This window comes from Pantoea sp. 22096, from assembly GCF_052045955.1.
Classification (GTDB): Bacteria; Pseudomonadota; Gammaproteobacteria; order Enterobacterales; family Enterobacteriaceae; genus Pantoea; species Pantoea alfalfae.
Genome location: NZ_JBQEPW010000005.1, coordinates 130,899 through 152,284, shown reverse-complemented (window position 1 = coordinate 152,284; position 21,386 = coordinate 130,899). Strand labels below are relative to the sequence as shown.

Below are 21,386 nucleotides of genomic sequence, written 5' to 3'. Positions count from 1 at the left end.
GGTGAGTTTCAGGAAGGGCGCTATGGTACTGGATGGCAGGGCGTTCGTCACCTGTCAAAAAAGCCCCAGTTGCCCTGTAATCAGTGTAGCAAAATCCCCTTCAACAAAGGGCAGAATCCCCTCTGCGATCGGCTGAAGTTGCTTCGTCACGTAGTGGTCATAGTCCAGTGGCGTGCGGCGCGCTTCCAGTGGTTCCGGACCTGCCGTCGCCATAACGTAACGAATACGGCCTCCCTTCTGGTACTGCAATGGCCGGTTTAATTTACGATTCTGCTCATCGGCCAGCCGGGCGGCACGCACATGCGGGGGCACGTTTCGTTCATATTCATTCAGCGGCCGCCGCAGACGCTTTTTGTAGATCAGCTGATCGTCGAGTTCACCGGCCAGCAACTGCGCTACGGTCGTGCGGATGTAGTCCTGCCACGGCTCACGGTGAAAAATGCGATGGTAGAGCTGCTGCTGAAACTGTTTGGCCAGCGGCGTCCAGTCGGTTCGTACCGATTCCAGCCCCTTGAAGACCATGCGCTCACCGGCAGCGTCACGAATCAGTCCGGCGTAGCGTTTCTTGCTGCCCTGTTCCGCGCCGCGAATGGTTGGCATCAGGAAGCGGCAGAAGTGGCTTTCATACTCCAGTTCCAGTGCGCTGGTCAGCCCCTGGGTTTGCTGCAGGTGGGCTCGCCACCAGGCATTCACTTTCTGCACCAGCTGCTGACCAATCGCGGCGGCCTGCTCTTCGCTGTGGGCGGACTTCAGCCAGACAAACGTGGAGTCGGTGTCGCCATAGATAACGTCGTAGCCTTCCGCCTCAATCAGTGCGCGGGTCTGCTGCATGATGGCGTGACCGCGCAGGGTAATTGAGGAGGCGAGACGCGGATCAAAGAAGCGGCAGGCGCTGGTGCCCAGCACGCCGTAAAAGGCATTCATGATGATCTTCAGTGCCTGAGACAGCGGCTGGTTGTTCTGCTTTTTCGCCGCTTCACGACCCAGCCAGATCTGCTCAACAATCGCGGGCAGACAGTGGGTATGCCGTGAGAAACGCGCTTCGCGGAAACCTTCGACTGAATCGGCATCATCAGGATGGGCCAGTCCCTCTACCAGACCCACCGGGTCGATCAGGAAGGTGCGGATAATCGACGGATAGAGGCTTTTGTAATCCAGCACCAGCACCGAGTCATACAGGCCGGGGCGCGAATCCATCACATAGCCGCCCGGACTCGCTTCCGGGGCGACATCACCCATGTTCGGGGCGACAAATCCGGCGCGATGCATCCGCGGAATATAAAGATGACCAAAGGCCGCCACCGAACCGCCGTGGCGATCGACCGCAAGGCCATTCACCGCCGCGCGTTCCAGCAGAAACGGCATAATCGCGGTTTTGTGAAAAATGCGCGTCACCAGCTCGCAGTCTTTCAGGTTATAGCGTGCCAGCGCCGGTTTATCGTTGGCAAAGCGCCAGTTGATCTCCTCCATTCGCTGCCAGGGATTATCAATCGCTTTCCCTTCACCCAGCAGCTGTTGCGACACCGACTCCAGGCTGAACGACGGGAAATCCCAGAACGCCGATTTCAGTGCGTCGATGCCATCGATAATTAACCGACCGCTGGCCTGAGCGAAAAAAACGCCGGGCTTGAAGCCATGTTCACGCCACTCCAGCGCGGCCTGCTGGCGGCCAAGACGCAACGGAATACCATAGCGATCGGCATGCTTTTGCAGCACCCGCAGGTCAAACTGCACCACGTTCCAGCCAATCAACACGTCCGGGTCATGCTCTGCAAACCACTGGTTTAGTGCTTCAAGCAGTTGCGGGCGGCTGTCGAGATAGATCAGCTCAAAATCCAGCATGCTGGCATCACCGTTTGGCGGGCCGAGCATAAAGACCTGGCGCTGACCGCACCCCTCCAGCCCGATGCAGTAAAGCTCGCCGTGCTGCGTGGTTTCAATGTCCAGCGAGACCCATTTCAGCGGCGGGCGATAGTCGGGATGAGGTTTGAGCCGCGCATTAATCATGCTGTCGCCGTGCTGCTCGCCGTCAAACCAGACCGGGGCGGTAATAAAACGCTCCATCAGGTAGCGCTCCGGCGGACGGATATCCGCCTCATAGACCGGAATGCCCTGTTCACGCAGCCGTTTTTCGATGCGCTGTAGCTGACGATTCTGCGGGCAATAGAGACCAAAAACCGGACGGCGGCGGAAATCTTTCAGCGCTAGCGACTGAATCCGAAACTGACGTTCATCTTTAAGTAATTCGCTGACCTGCGCCTGAAATTCTTCAGGAATAAACGCGACAGACTCCTGCACCGGCAGCACCACGCGCTGCGCGCCGGCATCGGTGGCAAGCCAGAGGATAATTTCGCTGCCATGCGGGCTGTCGCGCCAGTGGCGGGTGAGCAGAAAACCTGCGCGGGGCATATTCAGATGGTCTCCGGACTCAGCAATTCAGGGGTGAGAAAACCGCTTAAGTATACCATGGATATTTATACAGTTCCCGTTACTGAGTTTTGTCAACATTGTCCTACAATTCTTGCCTTGACGCTGTGTGGCTGGCTCTGGACAATCCAGCCTTCTGCTTTTACTAAGGATGATTATGGAAGCCTGGATTCAACAACTGATTACGCAGTCTCTGGAGTGGGCGCTGTTTGCCGTTGCGCTGGTGACATTTCTGGAGTCGCTGGCGCTGGTCGGGCTGTTGCTGCCAGGTACGGTAATGATGGCCAGTCTGGGCGCGCTGGTCGGCAGTGGCGAACTTGGCCTTTACCCTGCCTGGGCTGCGGGCTTTGCCGGCTGTCTGATTGGTGATTGGGTCTCTTACGGCATCGGCTGGAAATTCCAGGGGCCGCTGCATCGCTGGAAGTATCTGCAAAAATATAAAGGCCTGCTGGATAAAACCGAGCACGCCCTGCATCAGCACAGCATGTTTACGATTCTGGTCGGTCGATTTGTAGGCCCTACGCGTCCGCTGATCCCGCTGGCGGCCGGTATGCTGGAGCTGCCGGTGCGTAAATTTCTGCCGCCAAACATTATTGGCTGCATTCTCTGGCCGCCGCTCTATCTGCTGCCCGGTATTCTGGCGGGGGTAGCGATCGATGTGCCCAAAGCCGCGCAGGGGAGCAGCTTTAAATGGCTGTTACTCGGCGCAGCACTGCTGATCTGGCTGGGTGGCTGGTTATGCTGGCGCTGGTGGCGCAGCGGCAAGAGCCGCGACTGGGCCACGGCCTGGCTGCCGCCTGAGCGTTTGCGCTGGGCAGGACCGCTGGGTCTGGTGGTCGCCGTCTCGGCGTTCGTCGGCATTCAGTTCCATCCGATGATGCCGGTTTTCCGGCATCTGCTGTGGCAGGTTTTCTTCGCCTGATGCTTAACGATGCGGGATACCGAGTACCTCGGCCTCCCGCGTCTCGCCCGACAGCAGCTGTCGGGTTTCGCCATCCCAGTACACCCGTCCATCCACAATCACCACGCTGCGCGGCGCAATCTGCTGGGCATCTTCCAGACTGTGCGACACCATCAGCAGCGTGATGCTGCGCGCTTCACACACCGAACGTACCAGTTGCAGCATCTCTCCGCGCAGCGCCGGGTCCAGCGCAGAAAAAGGCTCATCCAGCAGTAATACCGGACGATCACGCAACAGGCAGCGTGCCAGCGCCACGCGCTGTCGCTGTCCGCCCGACAGTTCGCCCGGCAGACGGGTAAGCAGATCGCCTAATCCCACCTGATCGGCCAGCGCAGCCAATTGCTGACGCTGCTCAGTGCTGAGTTTTAATCCCGGATGCAGCCCCAGCGCCATATTCTGCTGCACGCTGAGGTGCGGAAACAGGTTGTTCTCCTGAAACAGCATCGACACGGGCCGTCTGGCCGGCACGCTGTGGGTGTGCTCCTGGCCGTCAATCATCAGGGTGCCCTGTTTCACCGGCAGGAAACCGGCAATCAGGCTCAGCAGCGTGCTTTTACCGGCCCCGCTGGGGCCGAGGATCGCGATGCGCTCGCCGCGAGTGGCGTTGAGACTAAAGCGCATCGGCAGATGCTGATAAAGGTACGTGAGGTTATTCAGTGTCAGCATGGCGGTCTGGTAATTTTTCCATCAGGGTGAACAGCAACAAACAGAGCAGCAGCAGCAGCAGGGCAGTGACCGCGCCATCTGCGCCGCGATAGGCGCCGATCTGCTGATAAAGGTAGAATGGCAGCGTGCGGAAGTCGGCGCTGCCAAACAGCGCCACCACGCCAAAATCACCAATTGACAGCACGCAGGCAAAGGCCAGTGCCTGAGCCAGCGGACGCTTCAGCGCCCGCAGCTCAATCAGCCGCAGCCGGTTCCAGCCGTGGATATCCAGAGAATCGCAGAGTCTGCCATAGCGCTCTGCGACATCCCGCATCGGGTTTTCCAGCACTTTAAGCGCATAGGGAATGGCGATCAGCGCATTGGTAAAGATCACCAGCCCGTCGGCCGACTCGGGCAGGCCGATGGTGGCGTTGAACAACAGGAAAAAGCCGGTGGCGAGCACGATGCCTGGCATCGCCAGAATCAGCATGCCGCTGGTGTCGATAAGGGTTGCCGCCGCCGGGCGCTGACGCAGGCGCAGCTCGCGGCTGCTCCACAGCAGCATCATGGTCAGCACCACACAGAGCAGACCGGCGCCGGTGGCGATGCGCAATGAAGTCAACGTGGCCTGCCACAGTGCAGGCTGTGCCAGCGCGCCTCGCACTCCGCCGTGCAGACCATCGACGATGACCGCCGCCAGTGGAGGCAGCAGCAGGATCAGCGCCAGCAGGATCAGCAGCGCATCAACCAGCTGCGCCCCGCGCGAATCCTGCGGATCGCGCCAGCCGTTCAACTGACTGGTTCCGGCGGGAATCGCCTTGCTGAAGCGCTGGCTGAGCAGCACCAGCGTTACGCAGCAGCCAAGCTGGATCAGCGCCAGCAGTGCAGCGCGTCCGGGATCGTAGTCATAACTCAGCGCCTGGAATATCGCCAGCTCAATGGTCGTCGCCTGCGGGCCGCCGCCCAGCGAGAGCACGGTAGCAAAGCTGGCGAAACAGAGCATGAAGATCAGCGCGCCGGTCGGCAGCAGCTGACGCCGCAGCCATGGCCACTCCAGCAGACGAAAATGGTGCCAGCCGCGCAGGTCGAGCTGTGCCGCCAGCTGACGCTGTTCCGCCGGAATGCTCTCGAGCGCCTGCAGCATCAGGCGGGTCGCCAGCGGCAGGTTAAAGAAGACGTGCGCCAGCAAAATGCCCGATAAACCGTAGGGAGAGAAGTGGTAATCGATCCCTGCCAGCTGGCACAGCTGCGCCAGCCAGCCATTGCTACCGTAGACGGTTAGCAGCCCAAATACCGCCACCAGTACTGGCAGCACCAGCGTCATGGCGCACAAGCGCAGCAGCAGCTGGCGGCCTGGGAAACGACGTCGATAGAGCGCCCGCGCCAGCGGCACCGCAGGGAGCAGCGACAGCAGGGCGGAGAGCAGCGCCTGAGCAAACGAGAATGCGATAACGTGATGCAGATAGTCATCCTGCAGCACGCCGTGTAAGTCCGTGTCCGGCGCGGCGCGCCAGAGTGCACCGAAGGCCAGAAACGCCACAAGTGTCAGTAATGCTGTGGCGAGGGAACCGGGAATCAGCCAGCGCGGCATCAGCGGCTGACGGCGCGTTGCCACTGGCTAATCCAGCCCGAACGCTGGCTGGCAACCTCTTCCGGCGAGAACTGCAGGGCGGTGGAAGGCACGTCGAGCGCCGCGAAACCGGCAGGCAGCGGCGTGTCGATCACCGGGTACATCCAGTTGCCGGTGGGTATGGTGCGCTGGAAGTCAGGCGAGACCATAAACTTCATGAACTGCTGCGCCAGCGCTGGCTGTTTGCTGCTGGCTAACTGCGCGGCAACTTCAACCTGCAGATAGTGGCCCTCTGCAAACGGCGCGGCGGCATAGTTCTCTTTCTTCTCTTCGATGATGTGGTAAGCCGGAGAGGTGGTGTAGCTCAGCACCAGATCACCTTCGCCCTTGAGGAACAGGCCATAGGCTTCACTCCAGCCTTTGGTGACCGTCACTGTCTTCTGTGCCAGCTTTTGCCATGCCTGCGGTGCCTGATCGCCATAGACTTTCTGCATCCACAGCAATAGACCTAATCCGGGCGTGCTGGTGCGGGGATCTTCGTAGATCACGCGCCACTTCTCCGGGCTGTCGACCAGCTCTTTCAGGCTTTTTGGCGGATTCTTCAGCCGGGTTTTGTCATAGACAAACGCGAAGTAGCCATAATCAAACGGCACGAAGGTGGTGTTGTGCCAGCCATCGGGCAGTTTCAATGTCGAGGTGTCGACCTGACTTTCGGCAAACAGGCCGGTTTTCTGCGCCGACTGCACCAGATTGTTATCCAGCCCAAGCACCACATCCGCTTTACTGTTTTTGCCTTCCATGCGCACGCGGTTCAGCAGCGAGACGCCATCTTCCAGCGTGACGAATTTCAGCTCGCAATTGCACTGGGCTTCAAAGGCTTTTTTAACCGCCGGGCCAGGGCCCCAGTCGGCGGAGAAGGCGTCGTAGGTGTAGACCGTGAGAACCGGCTTGGCCGCCAGAACGGGGGCGGAGAGTAACAGCAGCACCGGCAGAACTTTGTTTAACACTTTGCGCTCCTTCAGGAGAATAGGGGATGAGTCGCAAAGGATCTGAGCACAGAGGCCTCTCAAATCCCTACGTCGGTATTAACCGAATCAGGTTCGACGGGTCTCTCTCAGCTGCTTGCTTGTGGCAGGCCGCACCCCGTTGAGAACGTCACATTCTAGTCATTTCAGCGCCAGGGCGAAAGCGTCACAGCGCCGGTGGCGCGAACCAGGCCGATTTAAAATCAAACCAGCCCAGGGTATTCATCCGCACACCGCGCATGCTGCGCTGGCCTTCCAGCAGCAGCCAGTGGTGAAACAGCGGATGCAGACCGGCTTCTTCGACCAGCTGTTTGCTCCATTCGGCCAGCGGCAGTGTTTTTTCGCGCCAGCGGGCCGCATCGCCGTGCCAGTCGATCGGCAGACAGTGATGCAGTAGCGGAATCTCATAAAGCTGCGCGAACAGCGAATAATTCAGCGGCAGGGTGAAGTTCACGCTGCCCAGCCAGATATCACTTTCCGCGTCGCCCTGATACCAGCTTTCGTAGCTAATCTCACGGGTCTCCAGCGTGACGCCATGCGCTGCCAGCAGCGGACGCAGCGCATTAGCGATGCCTTCATGCTCCACGTGCTGGCTGTACCAGGTCAGCGTCAGGTGCGTTAAGCCAGGCGGTTTTTCCACTGGCGTCAGGTCACGCCGGTGATGCCAGCGCGGCAGCAGGCCATACGCCGGAAACCAGTAACGCTGATAACCGACACCGGCATGATTGAGCAGGGCGATGGGGTTAAAGAGGTAACTGACCCAGCGGCGGACCGCCTCGTTGCGACCCTGCTCTGAACGCTGATCGAACAGCAGATAGTAGCAGCCCTCTTCAAGGCGGCTCTCCTCCTGAATCTCATCAATGCTGTCACCCTGCAGACGGACACCGGCATAGACCAGTTCATCGCTGATGTCGGGCAGTACCCAGATAGAGACATCATCAATCAGGGCGCGAAAACCGAAGTAGTCATCAAACGCTTCGATTTTCAGCTGGCTCTCCTGATTGCGTATCACCCGGTAAGGACCTGTGCCAACCGGCTGGCGGGCAAAATCACGCAGCGTCGGCCATTCGCGCGGCAGGATCATCGCACTGACGCTGCCCAGCAGCCAGGGCAAACCCTCGTCGGGCTGGCTTAAACGAATGTCCAGCGTCCAGGGGGCAGGTAAGTCAATCTGCTCTATATGGGAAAAGAGGGGATGGGTGCGCTGACGCTCCAGCGTGGCGAGCACATCCTCCATCTCCAGTTCTCTGCCGTGATGGAAGCGAATCGCCGGACGCACAAAGAAGCGCCAGTGAAGCGGAGAGGTCTGCTGCCAGTGGTGTGCAATATCAGGTTCAATTTCCCCGTTTTCCTCATTTATGCGCGTCAGGCCGTTGAAAATCTGTCGGGCAATATGCGTTTCCGAGCGCCGCAGCGCCGAACCGGGCAGCAGGTTAAGCAGCGGACGATAGTAGAGCACCCGCAGGATATGCTTGCCCTGCCGGAAACTGCGCCCCAGGTGTGCCCCAATCATCTGCCGCACCTGATTCTTATCGCCCACTAACTGGACCAGTTGATCGATGCGATCCTGTTCCAGCAAATCCTCGGCACGCTGCTGTTGTAAAGCCAGTCCGGTATAGCAGAAGGAGAGCTGTGAACGCTTGCCGCGTCCGGCTTCCGCCTGCCAGATCAGCCAGCCCGCGGCCTGCATCCGGTTGAGCAGATTGCGCATATGGCGGCGCGAGCAGTGCAGCAGGTCAGCCAGTTCGCTGAGGGTAATCTCCTGCGTTTGCCCCTGGCAGCTCTGCCACAGGCGAATGAACTGCTGCTTCAGACGTGATGAGGACATAAAAGGGGAACTCCCGGTGAAAAGCGCTCTGTTTTTTCTGCCCCATTTTAAGAGCAAACTTTGCGCTATGGGAAGAGCGGGAGGCATTCAGCACTGAATGGCGTTCGACCCTCACTTCGCTGTTCAGTGGAGTGCTTTTCTGAGTAGGGTGCATTTACACCGCCAGCAGATGATCTCTGCTGGCTTTTTTCATGTTGCGCGGTATCGTCTACCCTTCTTTTTCCCCTCTGTTTGTTCTGAAAGGGATTTCGCTATGAAATCGCTGTTAACGCGGCAGCGCCGCATCAATCCGGTTTACCTCGCTTTTATGGTCGCCTCGTTCATGCTGGGCATCGCAGGCGCACTACAGGCACCAACACTTAGCCTGTTTCTGACGCGCGAGGTACAGGCGCGGCCCTTCTGGGTCGGGCTGTTTTTCACCATCAATGCGGTGGCCGGTATCGTGGTGAGTATGCTGGTGGCTAAGCGCTCAGACAGTGTTGGCGATCGTCGGCATATTATTCTTTTTTGTTGCCTGATGGCGCTGGTGAATGCGCTGCTGTTTGCCTTTACCCGCCATTATCTGACCCTGCTGACGCTGGGTGTGCTGCTGTCGGCGCTGGCCAGCGTCTCTATGCCTCAGCTGTTTGCGCTGGCGCGGGAGTATGCCGATCAGTCGGCGCGTGAAGCGGTGATGTTCAGTTCGGTGATGCGTGCCCAGCTGTCGCTGGCATGGGTAATCGGGCCACCGTTGTCGTTCGCGCTGGCGCTGAACTACGGTTTTGTGACGCTGTTTATGGTGGCTGCCGCGCTGTTTCTGATCTGTATCCTGCTGGTCTGGTTTACGCTGCCGTCTGTGCCACGCACGCAGCCGCTGATGCAAAGCGGCGGGCTGCCGATAAGCGGCTGGCGCGATCGGGATGTGCGGTTGCTGTTCATCGCTTCCGTTGTGATGTGGACCTGCAACACGATGTATATCATCGATATGCCGCTCTATATCAGCACAACGCTGGGACTGCCGGAGAAGCTGGCCGGTCTGCTGATGGGGACGGCGGCCGGGCTGGAGATTCCGGTGATGCTGCTGGCGGGACATTACGCGCGTCGCATCGGTAAGCGCAGGTTAATGCTGATTGCGGTGGCGGCTGGCGTCCTGTTTTATCTGGGGCTGGTGCTGTTCAACTCCCGCACCTCGCTGATGGTGTTGCAGCTGTTCAACGCGGTGTTTGTCGGAATTATTGCGGGTATCGGGATGCTGTGGTTCCAGGATCTGATGCCCGGGCGGCCCGGTGCGGCGACAACAATGTTTACTAACTCGATCTCGACCGGCATGATTCTGGCAGGGGTGATTCAGGGAACGCTGAGTGAGCGGCTGGGGCATGAGGCGGTTTACTGGCTGGCATTCGGGCTGGCGATTGTGGCGCTGGTGATGTCGGCGCGGGTGCGCGACGTATAAAAGAGAAAGGCGACAGGATGTCACTCCTGGATTTCTGACAAACTCCGATTCGAGGGAGTCTGACCGCAACAACACGCTTTACACGAAGGCAACACGGGCAGAGGAGGAAAGCGTCCCGCGCCATGGACGGCGCGGGACGAGCGGCCAGGGAAGGTTTAAGCGACTTTCCGATCTGACCGTGTTGCCTTCGCAGGCTCGATCTCATAGCGGGCCAGAACCGAGATTGCCTGCAACCTCAGGCGACGGGATGTCGCCCTGTTTTAACTCAATCAGCGCAGGAAAGCGGGCTGATTCTGCTCGTACTGAGAAATCGAGGCTTCGTGCTGCAGCGTCAGGCCGATGCTGTCGAGGCCGTTAATCATGCAGTGGCGGCGGAAGCTGTCGAGCTCAAACGGATAGACTTTATCACCTGCGGTGACCGTCTGCGCTTCCAGATCAACCGTGAAGCTGATGCCCGGCTGGGCCGCAACCAGTCTGAACAGCTCATCCACTTCCTCTTCGCTTAATTTCACTGGCAGCAGCTGGTTGTTAAAGCTGTTGCCGTAAAAGATATCGGCGAAGCTCGGCGCAATCACCACGTGAAAACCGAAATCGGTCAGCGCCCAGGGGGCATGCTCACGTGATGAGCCGCAGCCAAAGTTCTCGCGTGCCAGCAGGATGCTGGTGCCTTTGAACGCCGGCTTGTTCAGCACAAAGCCGGGCGTTGGCACGGTGCCCGCGTCATCTTCAAAGCGCCAGTCGTGGAACAGGTGCTGACCGAAACCGGTACGGGTCACCTTCTGTAAAAACTGCTTGGGAATGATGGCATCCGTATCGACGTTCGCGGCGTCCAGCGGCGCAACAATGCCGGTGTGCTGAGTAAATTTATTCGCCATGACTTAAGCTCCTGTCGTCAGTTCACGGATGTCGGCAAAGTGGCCGGTCACGGCAGCCGCCGCGGCCATCGCCGGGCTGACCAGATGGGTACGTCCACCACGGCCCTGGCGACCTTCAAAGTTACGGTTGCTGGTAGATGCGCAACGCTCGCCCGGATTCAAACGGTCATTGTTCATCGCCAGGCACATTGAGCAGCCAGGCAGACGCCATTCAAAGCCCGCTTCCAGGAAGATTTTATCCAGACCTTCCGCTTCAGCCTGCGCTTTTACCGGGCCGGAACCTGGCACCACCATGGCGACCACGCCAGGCGCGACTTTGCGGCCTTTAGCGATGGCGGCGGCGGCACGCAGATCTTCAATACGCGAGTTGGTGCAGGAGCCGATAAAGACTTTATCAATCGCGACATCGGTCAGTCTGATGCCCGGCTGCAGGTTCATGTAGGCCAGCGCTTTTTCCGCGGAGGCACGCTCAACCGGATCGGCGAATGAGGCCGGGTTCGGGATCAGCTGATCAACGGCAATCACCTGACCCGGGTTGGTGCCCCAGGTGACCTGCGGTGCGATCTCTTCAGCATGCAGCGTCACTACCGCATCATACTTCGCGCCTTCATCAGATTTCAGGGTGCGCCAGTATTCAACGGCCTGCTCCCATTTCTCACCCTGGGGTGAGAACTGACGACCTTTCAGGTAGTTGAAGGTAGTGTCATCCGGTGCCACCAGGCCCGCTTTCGCGCCCATCTCAATCGCCATATTGCACAGGGTCATACGACCTTCCATGCTCAGCGCCTGAATAGCCGGGCCGCAGAATTCAACCACATAGCCGGTGCCGCCTGCGCTGCCGGTTTTGCCGATGATCGCCAGCACGATATCTTTTGCTGTAATGCCGGTTGACGCCTGGCCCAGCACTTCAATCTTCATGGTTTTCGCGCGACCCTGTTTCAGGGTCTGAGTGGCAAACACATGCTCCACTTCAGAGGTGCCGATACCAAAGGCCAGCGAGCCGAACGCGCCGTGCGTCGCGGTGTGCGAGTCGCCGCAGACAATCGTCATGCCCGGCAACGTCATGCCCTGCTCAGGGCCGATAACGTGGACGATGCCCTGGAATGGGTGATTCAGGTCATACAGCTGTACGCCAAATTCTTCGCAGTTCTTCATCAGCTCCTGCATCTGAATACGCGCCATCTCGCCCGACGCATTGATATCTTTGGTCTGTGTCGAAACGTTGTGATCCATGGTGGCGAAGGTTTTACCTGGCTGACGGACTTTGCGTCCGTGCGCACGCAGACCATCAAAGGCCTGTGGCGAGGTCACTTCATGAATCAGGTGACGATCGATGTAGAGTAACGGCGTTTCGTTCGGCGCTTCGTGGACGACATGTGCATCAAATAACTTCTGGTATAAGGTTTTCATTTTTTTATTTTTCCTCGGCGATAAAGCGGGCAATGATGCTGCCCATCTCATCTGTGCTGACTGCAGGGCCATCACCGGCTAAATCTTTGGTGCGGTAACCCTGTTCCAGCGCACGGCTGATGGCGCGTTCGATGCTGTCGGCAGCGGCATCGGCATTCAGGCTGTAACGCAGCAGCAGCGACAGCGACAGGATCTGAGCGACCGGGTTGGCAATATTCTGACCGGCGATGTCAGGGGCTGAACCACCCGCGGGTTCAAACAGGCCAAAGCCCGCTTCATTCAGGCTGGCGGACGGCAGCATACCCATTGAGCCGGTGATCATGGCGCACTCATCAGACAGAATGTCACCGAACAGGTTAGAGCAGAGCAGCACGTCAAACTGCGACGGGTCTTTGATCAACTGCATAGTCGCGTTGTCGATATAGATGTGGCTCAGCTGCACGTCCGGGTACTCTTTTGCTACTTCGTTGACGATTTCACGCCACATGACTGAGGTCTGCAGCACGTTAGCTTTGTCAACCGAGGTGACTTTGTTACGACGTTTGCGCGCCGATTCAAACGCGATACGGGCGATGCGTTCAATTTCGAAACGGTGGTAGACCTCGGTATCAAAAGCACGCTCTTCCGGGCCGCTGCCTTCGCGTCCTTTAGGCTGACCAAAATAGATACCGCCGGTCAGTTCACGCACGCACAGAATGTCAAAGCCTTTCGCGGCAATGTCGGCGCGCAGTGGGCAGAAGGCTTCCAGTCCGCTGTAGAGCGCCGCCGGACGCAGGTTACTGAACAGCTTAAAATGCTTGCGCAGCGGCAGCAGCGCACCGCGTTCCGGCTGTGATGCCGGGGGTAAATGCTCCCACTTCGGACCGCCAACGGAGCCAAACAGGATCGCGTCGGCCTGCTCGCAGCCTGCAACAGTTGCGGGCGGCAGGGGTTCGCCGTGCTGATCGATAGCAATGCCGCCGACCGCATATTCCTGGGTGGTAATCTGCATATCAAAGCGCTGACGAATGGCATCCAGCACTTTCATTGCCTGGGCCATCACTTCCGGGCCGATACCGTCGCCGGGTAAAACTGCGATATGAGAAGAGGTGGACATGGTTATACGGTTTCCTTCTGATCTTTAAATTTGCGCTGCAATTCTTGTTCAACCTGACGGGCACGCCAGATATTGTTCAGAGCGTTGACCATCGCTTTCGCAGAGGACTCGACGATATCGGTCGCCAGACCAATACCGTGGAATTTACGGCCGTTGTAGCTCACAACGATATCCACCTGTCCCAGCGCGTTTTCGCCGTGGCCTTTCGCGGTCAGCTTGTAGTTAACCAGCTCAGCGTCAAACTGCGTGATGCGGTTAATCGCCTGATAGACCGCGTCAACCGGACCGTTACCGGTAGCGGCATCCGATTTAGCGACATCACCGCAGCCCAGATTTACAGAGGCGGTAGCAGTCATGCTGGAACCGGTCTGGACGTTAAATTCGTGCAGCTGGAAATGCTCCGGCTCTTCATTCTGTTTATTGATGAAGGCCAGCGCTTCCAGGTCGTAATCAAAGACCTGACCTTTTTTGTCGGCCAGCTTCAGGAAGGCGTCATACAGCGTATCCAGATTGTAATCCTGCTCGGCATAGCCCATCTCTTCCATACGATGTTTAACCGCCGCACGGCCTGAACGTGAGGTCAGGTTCAGCTGGATTTTGTGTAAGCCAATTGACTCTGGCGTCAGGATTTCATAGTTCTCGCGATTCTTCAGTACGCCATCCTGATGAATACCGGAGGAGTGGGCGAAGGCGTTGGAGCCGACCACCGCTTTGTTAGCCGGAATCGGCATGTTGCAGATCTGGCTGACCATCTGGCTGGTGCGATAGATTTCCTGATGATTGATAGTGGTGTGAACATTCATGATCTGCTGACGGGTTTTAATCGCCATGATCACCTCTTCCAGCGCACAGTTACCGGCACGTTCACCCAGGCCATTCATCGTGCCTTCAACCTGACGCGCGCCTGCCTGAACGGCAGCCAGTGCGTTACCGGTGGCCATCCCCAGGTCGTCGTGGGTGTGGACAGAGATAATCGCTTTGTCGATATTGGGAACGCGATTCATCAGCTCACTGATGATATGTGCGTACTCGCCTGGCAGGGTGTAGCCAACGGTATCCGGGATGTTGATGGTGGTCGCACCGGCGTTAATCGTCGCTTCAACCATCCGGCACAGGTCATCAATTGGCGTACGGCCGCCATCTTCACAGGAGAACTCAACGTCACTGGTGTAGTTACGTGCACGCTTCACCATATGCACCGCACGCTCAATCACTTCCGGCAGCGTACTGCGCAGTTTTGTAGCGATGTGCATGGGTGACGTCGCGATAAAGGTATGGATACGGAAGGCTTCGGCAACGCGCAGTGATTCGTACGCCGCGTCGATGTCTTTCTCCACACAACGCGCCAGCCCGCAGACCCGGCTATTTTTGATGGTGCGGGCAATGGTCTGTACTGATTCAAAGTCGCCTGGTGAAGAGACCGGGAAACCCACTTCCATCACATCCACGCCCATACGCTCCAGCGCTAAGGCAATCTGCAATTTTTCTTTCACACTCAGGCTGGCCTGTAATGCCTGCTCACCATCGCGCAGAGTGGTATCGAAAATAATGACTTGCTGGCTCATCGTATTCATCCTTTTGCTTTTTCGGGCCTGGCAACGAGCATAAAAAAACCCGCGACAGGCGCGGGTTTTTAACTTTCAGCAGGTTTGAATCAGTGTTTGATTCCGCCCACAAGTCTACCGCGCAAGCTGAGTGCGTTTAGTAGTAGACCGAGAAGGCGAACAGAACGAAACATGGATTCAAACCTTATAAAATGTTGTGCTGTACATATTGGTACTGGAATCGCTCAGGGATGTCAACCTTCAATGCAGGGGTATTATCCGGGACGATGAAGAAAGATATTCTGTTATTTAACGGTCCGGCAGCGTAATGAACAGCGCATCAGTTGCGGCGGAAGCGAACATTGTCGGAATGCACTCTTTTACGGGCTGGTTGATGATTTATTTAATTGAAAGTAAAAGGTTTTATTGGTCTTTTGTCCAGCGGCGTCACAGGATTTATCACCTGCCGGTTAGCATAATCGAATGCGCTTGCGTGATTTACTGGTTAATTACGCCAGAAAAGAAAAGTGTCAGGCGATTGTGGGCTATTGCAGGCGGTAATAAGTTTTCGTTATTTCTTATATCACGCTGAAAATAATTTCTTACTTAGCATTTTCGTCTGCGGTTCTGCGACGTAATTAGTTTAATCCGCGCAGCCAATTCTTATCAGGCAGAGCCTTTACGTCCCGGCCTTTTAATTTACGCGGGTTTGTGGTTTGCCTGCCCGGTTAACTGCGGTTATGGTAATTGACCTACTCTCATAACAATGAACTCAACAGATTTCTCTGTAACAGGACAGCGGCACATGTTTTCGCTGTCGTGCATAAACATAAGATTTTGATTGGCAAAGCAGGCACCAGGGCAACGTGTTACGCACCAACGGGCGTAGTAACCGGGCCGGGTCCTCAAGCCTGGAGGCAGAAGATGGAGATGTTGTCAGGAGCCGAAATGGTCGTCCGTTCGTTAATCGATCAGGGCGTTAAGCAGGTATTCGGTTATCCGGGTGGCGCAGTCCTGGATATCTATGATGCGCTGCAAACCGTCGGGGGTATCGATCATATTCTGGTGCGCCATGAGCAGGGCGCAGTGCATATGGCTGACGGCCTGGCACGCGCCACTGGCGAAGTCGGCGTGGTGCTGGTTACCTCAGGACCGGGTGCAACCAATGCGATTACCGGTATCGCTACCGCCTATATGGACTCGATTCCGCTGGTGATTCTGTCGGGTCAGGTTCCTTCGTCGCTGATTGGCTATGACGCCTTTCAGGAGTGCGACATGGTCGGCATCTCTCGTCCGGTGGTGAAGCACAGCTTCCTGGTGAAAAGCACCGAAGAGATCCCAACCGTGCTGAAAAAGGCGTTCTGGCTGGCCTCCAGCGGACGTCCGGGACCGGTGGTGATCGACCTGCCAAAAGATATTCTGAACCCGGCCAATAAACTGCCTTATCACTGGCCAGAGTCAGTGAGCATGCGCTCTTATAACCCGACTATTCAGGGTCACAAAGGGCAGATTAAGCGTGCGCTGACGACGCTGCTGGCTGCGAAAAAGCCGGTGATCTACGCGGGTGGCGGTGCCATTACCGCAGGCTGCGAAGCGGAACTGTTACAGCTGGCTGAGAGCCTGAATATTCCGGTAACGACCTCGCTGATGGGCCTGGGCGCGTTTCCGGGTACCCATCGTCAGTGCGTTGGTATGCTGGGTATGCACGGTACCTATGAAGCCAACATGACGATGCACAATACCGACCTGATTTTTGGTATTGGTGTTCGCTTCGATGACCGCACCACCAACAATCTGGCGAAATATTGTCCCAACGCCACGGTGATGCATATCGATATCGACCCGACCTCTATCTCCAAGACGGTATCGGCGGATGTCCCGATTGTGGGTGATGCAAAACAGGTGCTGCAGCAGATGCTGGAGTTGCTGGCGCAAAGCGGCACTCCATCGCGCGCTGAGAGCCTGCACGAGTGGTGGCAGGCAATTGAGGGCTGGCGCAGTCGTCACTGTCTGGCGTTTGATCGCACCAGCGACAAAATCAAGCCGCAGGCCGTGATTGAAACTATCAGCCGTCTGACCAAAGGCGATGCGTACGTCACGTCGGATGTGGGACAGCATCAGATGTTTGCGGCGCTCTATTATCCTTTCGACAAACCGCGCCGCTGGATCAACTCTGGCGGTCTCGGCACCATGGGCTTCGGTCTGCCCGCAGCACTTGGCGTGAAGATGGCGCTGCCAGAAGAGACCGTCATCTGTGTAACGGGCGATGGCAGTATCCAGATGAACATTCAGGAGCTCTCTACCGCGCTGCAGTACGATCTGCCGGTGCTGGTGCTGAACCTGAATAACCGGGTGCTGGGCATGGTGAAGCAGTGGCAGGATATGATCTATTCCGGTCGTCACTCCCAGTCTTATATGGAATCGCTGCCTGACTTCGTGCGTCTGGCGGAAGCTTATGGACATGTCGGCATCGCGATTGAGCACCCGGCTGAGCTGGAAAAGAAACTGACGCTGGCGCTGGAAACGCTGGCGAAAGGACGTCTGGTGTTTGTGGATGTCACCGTTGACGGTAGCGAGCACGTTTACCCGATGCAGATTCGCGGTGGCAGCATGGATGAGATGTGGTTAAGCAAAACGGAGAGGACATAATTATGCGTCGCATTTTATCAGTTCTGCTGGAGAACGAATCCGGCGCATTATCCCGTGTCGTCGGTCTGTTTTCGCAGCGCGGCTATAACATTGAAAGCCTGACCGTGGCACCGACCGACGATCCGACACTGTCGCGGATGACCATTCAGACAGTGGGCGATCAGAAGGTGCTGGAGCAGATTGAAAAGCAGCTGCACAAGCTGGTGGATGTGTTGCGTGTCACCGAACTGGGGCAGGGCGCCTATGTTGAGCGCGAAATCATGCTGGTGAAGATTCAGGCCAGCGGTTATGGCCGTGAAGAGGTGAAGCGTAACGCCGAGATCTTCCGCGGTCAGATTATCGACGTGACGCCGACGCTGTACACGGTTCAGCTGGCAGGCACCAGTGACAAACTGGACGCCTTCCTGAATAGCGTTCGCGAGGTTGCCGAAATTGTTGAAGTGGCACGCTCCGGTATCGTGGGCGTTTCACGTGGCGATCGCATCATGCGTTAATCACGCTGCGTCACCATCGATCCTCACCTAACCCGGCGAAATGCCGGGTTTTTTTATTTTTTATGCGCCAGGCGGGTTACATTCAGAAAAGCGGTTGCTCCGCGCACTTTTCTGCTGTTAGATGATAGTCATAAGTTATCCATAGCTTAACTGCGGCTATTTTTGCCGTTAAAGCGGATTTGATGGTGGGGTTATCGTGAAACTGGATGAAATTGCGCGTCTGGCAGGCGTATCGCGCACCACGGCCAGTTATGTGATCAATGGCAAAGCGCGGCAGTATCGTGTCAGCGACAAAACCGTTGAGAAAGTCATGGCGGTGGTACGTGAGCATAATTATCACCCTAATGCGGTGGCTGCCGGGCTGCGCGCCGGGCGAACGCGCTCTATTGGGTTAGTCATTCCCGATCTGGAAAATACCAGCTATACCCGTATTGCGAACTATCTGGAGCGACAGGCGCGTCAGCGCGGCTATCAGCTGCTGATTGCCTGTTCTGAAGATCAGCCTGATAACGAAATGCGCTGCATTGAACATCTGTTACAGCGGCAGGTCGATGCGATAATCGTCTCTACCTCGTTACCGCCAGAGCATCCCTTTTATCAGCGGTGGATCAACGATCCCCTGCCGATTATCGCGTTAGACCGCGCGCTGGATCGTGAACATTTCACCAGCGTAGTGGGTGCCGATCAGGATGATGCACAGACGCTGGCCGCTGAATTGCGTCAGCTTGAGGTTAAAAATGTGCTGTTCCTTGGCGCGTTACCTGAGCTCTCAGTGAGTTTTCTGCGGGAGATGGGGTTCCGCGATGCCTGGAAAGACGATCCCCGCCCGATTGACTATATCTACTGCAACAGCTTCGAACGTACAGCCGCTGCGGCGCTGTTTGAAAAATACCTGGAAGATCACCCGATGCCGGAGGCGCTGTTTACCACCTCATTTGGTCTGCTGCAGGGTGTCATGGATGTGACGCTGAAACGTGACGGAAGACTGCCGACCGAGCTGGCCATTGCCACGTTTGGCGACCACGAATTACTGGACTTTCTTGAGTGTCCGGTCCTGGCGGTAGGGCAGCGTCATCGTGACGTAGCAGAGCGCGTACTGGAATTAGTTTTAGCCTCTTTAGATGAACCCAGAAAACCGAAACCGGGTTTAACCCGCATTCGTCGTAATTTATACCGTCGCGGACAATTAAGCAGAAAAGTTAAATGAGTAACGGGCAGTATTACGCTGCCCGCCCATTTTATTTCCGTAATGTACTGATTAAATAAACAGGTCGACGTAAAAAAGCGTAAATTCTGCTCATCAAATCTAACAAAGTCGAAAGGCTTATTTTTATTATCTGCTTACAACTTCAACAAACTTCCTGCCCCGTCTGGCCTGAAGCTGCTGTGCTTCCTTTCGGAAATCCCCTAAAATGCCGCCGCTGTCTCAGAAACTACGATAAATATTCAGCGCTTCACATTGTTTCATTTTTAGTCATTTTTGCCCGGATCCTTATTTTTATTCAGGTATTCATTGGCTTAATTTTTATATTCCTTTTTTATTCGTTTATATCGTCGCCAGAAATTAATTTTGCGCTCTGTAAAGAGTGTTATTCAACTACCGCTCCGGCTTGACAAGGATTTCATGGGATCCTTAAACTCGTTTCGTGGTAAAAAGTGGGATAAAGTGGCGTAAATGGGTGACCAGGAGGAGAGACTGGCATGTTCCGCGGAGCAACGTTAGTCAATCTCGACAGCAAAGGGCGGCTCGCCGTACCCACGCGATATCGCGATTTGCTGATTGGGGAGTCTCAGGGGCAGATGGTCTGTACCATCGACCTCCACCAGCCATGCCTGTTGCTTTATACCCTGCCCGAATGGGAAATCATTGAAAAAAAGCTGGCACGCCTTTCCAGTATGAATCCACTTGAGCGTCGCGTGCAGCGTTTGCTGCTGGGACATGCCAGTGAATGTCAGATGGACAATGCAGGCCGCCTGCTGCTGGCAAATACGCTTCGGCAGCATGCAAAATTAACCAAAGAAGTGATGCTGGTTGGACAGTTCAACAAGTTTGAGCTGTGGGATGAACAGACCTGGTATCAACAAGTCAGGGACGATATTGACGCAGAACAGTCGGCTCAGGAGCCTTTATCTGAGCGGTTGCAGGACTTGTCGCTATAGCTATGCAGGAAAATTTTAAACATACCACCGTACTGTTGGATGAGGCGGTTAACGGCCTCAATATCAGGGAAGACGGTATTTACATCGACGGTACTTTTGGCCGTGGTGGTCACTCACGCCTGATTCTTTCGCAACTGGGAGAGAAGGGAAGGCTGATCGCTATCGATCGCGATCCGCAAGCTATCGCCGCTGCTGCGGAGATCACCGACCCGCGTTTTTCAATTATTCATGGCCCTTTTTCCGCACTGGCAGAGTATGCCGCTGAACGGGATTTAGTCGGAAAAATTGACGGCATTTTACTCGATCTGGGGGTTTCATCACCGCAGCTGGATGATGCCGAACGCGGCTTCTCCTTTATGCGTGACGGACCGCTGGATATGCGCATGGATCCTTCGCGCGGTCACTCCGCCGCAGAATGGTTGCTGCACGCGGAAGAAGCGGATATCGCTTTCGTCCTGAAGACCTACGGTGAAGAACGATTCTCTAAACGTATTGCCCGGGCCATTGTCGAGCGCAATCGTGAACAGCCGATGACTCGCACCCGTGAGCTGGCTGAAGTCATCTCTGTCGCCATGCCCGTGAAAGATAAGTTTAAGCATCCGGCTACACGCAGCTTCCAGGCAATTCGTATCTGGATTAACAGCGAACTGGAAGAGATCGATATTGCGCTGAAAGGGGCGGTTGAGGTGCTGGCACCACAAGGTCGCCTCTCTGTCATCAGCTTCCATTCACTGGAAGATCGACTGGTGAAGCGCTTCATGCGCGATCAGAGTCGCGGGCCACAGGTGCCTGCAGGGATACCGATGACTGAACAGCAGCTGCGAGCCCTGGGCGGGCGTGAACTGAAGCTGCTTGGCAAGATGTCGCCAGGTGACGCTGAAGTCTCTGAAAATCCACGTGCGCGCAGTTCGGTATTACGTATCGCGGAGAAAACCGACGCATGATCGGCAATGAGCGCCACAGTCTGCCCGCCGTCATCGGCGGGGATTTGCTGCGAAAAGGCAAGATTCCGGTGCTGTTACTGATCGCTGTGGTGGTGTCTGCCGTGCTGGTGGTCACCACCACCCATAAAACACGCCTGCTTACCGCGCAGCGCGAACAGCTGGTGCTGGAGCGTGATGCGCTGGATATTGAGTGGCGCAACCTGATTCTGGAAGAGAATGCGCTGGGCGACCATAGCCGGGTTGAACGCATCGCCACCGAGAAGCTGCAGCTGCAGCACGTTGATCCTTCACAAGAAAATATCGTGGTGCAGAAATAAGGATTTCAG

18 protein-coding genes and 1 riboswitch are annotated in these 21,386 nt (G+C 56.5%); of the genes, 8 read left to right on the top strand and 10 right to left on the bottom strand.

What is annotated here, in order from left to right; genetic code table 11:
• Nucleotides 1–54: 54 nt before the first annotated feature.
• Nucleotides 55–2,415, bottom strand: a complete 2,361-nt coding sequence (polB, locus tag ACTJKZ_RS16795) for a DNA polymerase II (protein ID WP_161731741.1) — start codon at nucleotides 2,413–2,415, stop codon at nucleotides 55–57.
• A 169-nt stretch (nucleotides 2,416–2,584) separates the two neighbouring features.
• Between polB and ACTJKZ_RS16790 the strand changes: the two genes are divergently transcribed.
• Nucleotides 2,585–3,349 (top strand): DedA family protein, encoded by a 765-nt coding sequence (locus ACTJKZ_RS16790; RefSeq protein ID WP_161731654.1) that lies wholly within the window; start codon nucleotides 2,585–2,587, stop codon nucleotides 3,347–3,349.
• A gap of 3 nt (nucleotides 3,350–3,352) precedes the next feature.
• On the opposite strand, the gene thiQ is transcribed toward ACTJKZ_RS16790, so the two are convergent.
• From thiQ to sgrR, 4 genes are all read right to left on the bottom strand, one after another.
• A complete protein-coding gene (gene thiQ, locus ACTJKZ_RS16785) occupies nucleotides 3,353–4,054 on the bottom strand; it encodes a thiamine ABC transporter ATP-binding protein ThiQ (protein ID WP_161731652.1) in 702 nt (233 codons plus the stop codon).
• Nucleotides 4,038–5,648: a thiamine/thiamine pyrophosphate ABC transporter permease ThiP gene (gene thiP / locus ACTJKZ_RS16780; RefSeq protein WP_440829859.1), complete on the bottom strand. Its 1,611-nt coding sequence runs from the start codon at nucleotides 5,646–5,648 to the stop codon at nucleotides 4,038–4,040. The genes thiQ and thiP overlap by 17 nt, the downstream gene beginning before the upstream one ends.
• Nucleotides 5,624–6,610: a thiamine ABC transporter substrate binding subunit gene (thiB, locus tag ACTJKZ_RS16775; RefSeq protein ID WP_161731648.1), complete on the bottom strand. Its 987-nt coding sequence runs from the start codon at nucleotides 6,608–6,610 to the stop codon at nucleotides 5,624–5,626. The genes thiP and thiB overlap by 25 nt, the downstream gene beginning before the upstream one ends.
• Before the next feature lie 46 nt (nucleotides 6,611–6,656).
• A riboswitch (TPP riboswitch) is annotated at nucleotides 6,657–6,759 on the bottom strand.
• A 35-nt stretch (nucleotides 6,760–6,794) separates the two neighbouring features.
• Complete coding sequence (gene sgrR, locus ACTJKZ_RS16770; protein ID WP_161731646.1) at nucleotides 6,795–8,456, bottom strand: HTH-type transcriptional regulator SgrR; 1,662 nt, start codon at nucleotides 8,454–8,456, stop codon at nucleotides 6,795–6,797.
• Between the two features lie 253 nt (nucleotides 8,457–8,709).
• Between sgrR and ACTJKZ_RS16765 the strand changes: the two genes are divergently transcribed.
• A complete protein-coding gene (locus ACTJKZ_RS16765) occupies nucleotides 8,710–9,888 on the top strand; it encodes an MFS transporter (RefSeq protein WP_150010845.1) in 1,179 nt (392 codons plus the stop codon).
• Between the two features lie 269 nt (nucleotides 9,889–10,157).
• On the opposite strand, the gene leuD is transcribed toward ACTJKZ_RS16765, so the two are convergent.
• The 5 genes from leuD to leuL all read right to left on the bottom strand — a co-directional run bounded on the left by leuD (nucleotide 10,158) and on the right by leuL (nucleotide 15,007).
• Entirely contained in the window at nucleotides 10,158–10,763 is a 606-nt protein-coding gene (gene leuD / locus ACTJKZ_RS16760) for a 3-isopropylmalate dehydratase small subunit (protein ID WP_161731642.1), read from the bottom strand.
• 3 nt (nucleotides 10,764–10,766) lie between these two features.
• Nucleotides 10,767–12,173: a 3-isopropylmalate dehydratase large subunit gene (gene leuC / locus ACTJKZ_RS16755; RefSeq protein WP_161731640.1), complete on the bottom strand. Its 1,407-nt coding sequence runs from the start codon at nucleotides 12,171–12,173 to the stop codon at nucleotides 10,767–10,769.
• Nucleotides 12,174–12,177: 4 nt separating this feature from the next.
• On the bottom strand, nucleotides 12,178–13,269 hold the full coding sequence (gene leuB, locus ACTJKZ_RS16750) for a 3-isopropylmalate dehydrogenase (protein WP_098051507.1): 1,092 nt from the start codon (nucleotides 13,267–13,269) through the stop codon (nucleotides 12,178–12,180).
• 2 nt (nucleotides 13,270–13,271) lie between these two features.
• Nucleotides 13,272–14,834, bottom strand: coding sequence for a 2-isopropylmalate synthase (gene leuA, locus ACTJKZ_RS16745; protein ID WP_161731638.1), 1,563 nt, complete (start codon nucleotides 14,832–14,834; stop codon nucleotides 13,272–13,274).
• 89 nt (nucleotides 14,835–14,923) lie between these two features.
• Nucleotides 14,924–15,007, bottom strand: coding sequence for a leu operon leader peptide (leuL, locus tag ACTJKZ_RS16740; RefSeq protein WP_099257765.1), 84 nt, complete (start codon nucleotides 15,005–15,007; stop codon nucleotides 14,924–14,926).
• Between the two features lie 730 nt (nucleotides 15,008–15,737).
• Between leuL and ilvI the strand changes: the two genes are divergently transcribed.
• The 6 genes from ilvI to ftsL all read left to right on the top strand — a co-directional run bounded on the left by ilvI (nucleotide 15,738) and on the right by ftsL (nucleotide 21,377).
• Nucleotides 15,738–17,462, top strand: a complete 1,725-nt coding sequence (gene ilvI, locus ACTJKZ_RS16735) for an acetolactate synthase 3 large subunit (protein WP_440829858.1) — start codon at nucleotides 15,738–15,740, stop codon at nucleotides 17,460–17,462.
• 2 nt (nucleotides 17,463–17,464) lie between these two features.
• On the top strand, nucleotides 17,465–17,956 hold the full coding sequence (ilvN, locus tag ACTJKZ_RS16730; protein ID WP_009092152.1) for an acetolactate synthase small subunit: 492 nt from the start codon (nucleotides 17,465–17,467) through the stop codon (nucleotides 17,954–17,956).
• 196 nt (nucleotides 17,957–18,152) lie between these two features.
• Nucleotides 18,153–19,163, top strand: a complete 1,011-nt coding sequence (gene cra / locus ACTJKZ_RS16725) for a catabolite repressor/activator (protein ID WP_013356758.1) — start codon at nucleotides 18,153–18,155, stop codon at nucleotides 19,161–19,163.
• A 494-nt stretch (nucleotides 19,164–19,657) separates the two neighbouring features.
• A complete protein-coding gene (gene mraZ / locus ACTJKZ_RS16720; RefSeq protein ID WP_009092149.1) occupies nucleotides 19,658–20,116 on the top strand; it encodes a division/cell wall cluster transcriptional repressor MraZ in 459 nt (152 codons plus the stop codon).
• 2 nt (nucleotides 20,117–20,118) lie between these two features.
• Nucleotides 20,119–21,060 carry a 16S rRNA (cytosine(1402)-N(4))-methyltransferase RsmH gene (rsmH, locus tag ACTJKZ_RS16715; protein ID WP_222924567.1) on the top strand — a complete coding sequence of 314 codons (942 nt, stop codon included), beginning with the start codon at nucleotides 20,119–20,121 and terminating at the stop codon, nucleotides 21,058–21,060.
• Nucleotides 21,057–21,377 carry a cell division protein FtsL gene (gene ftsL, locus ACTJKZ_RS16710; RefSeq protein WP_003854764.1) on the top strand — a complete coding sequence of 107 codons (321 nt, stop codon included), beginning with the start codon at nucleotides 21,057–21,059 and terminating at the stop codon, nucleotides 21,375–21,377. The genes rsmH and ftsL overlap by 4 nt, the downstream gene beginning before the upstream one ends.
• Nucleotides 21,378–21,386: the final 9 nt, after the last annotated feature.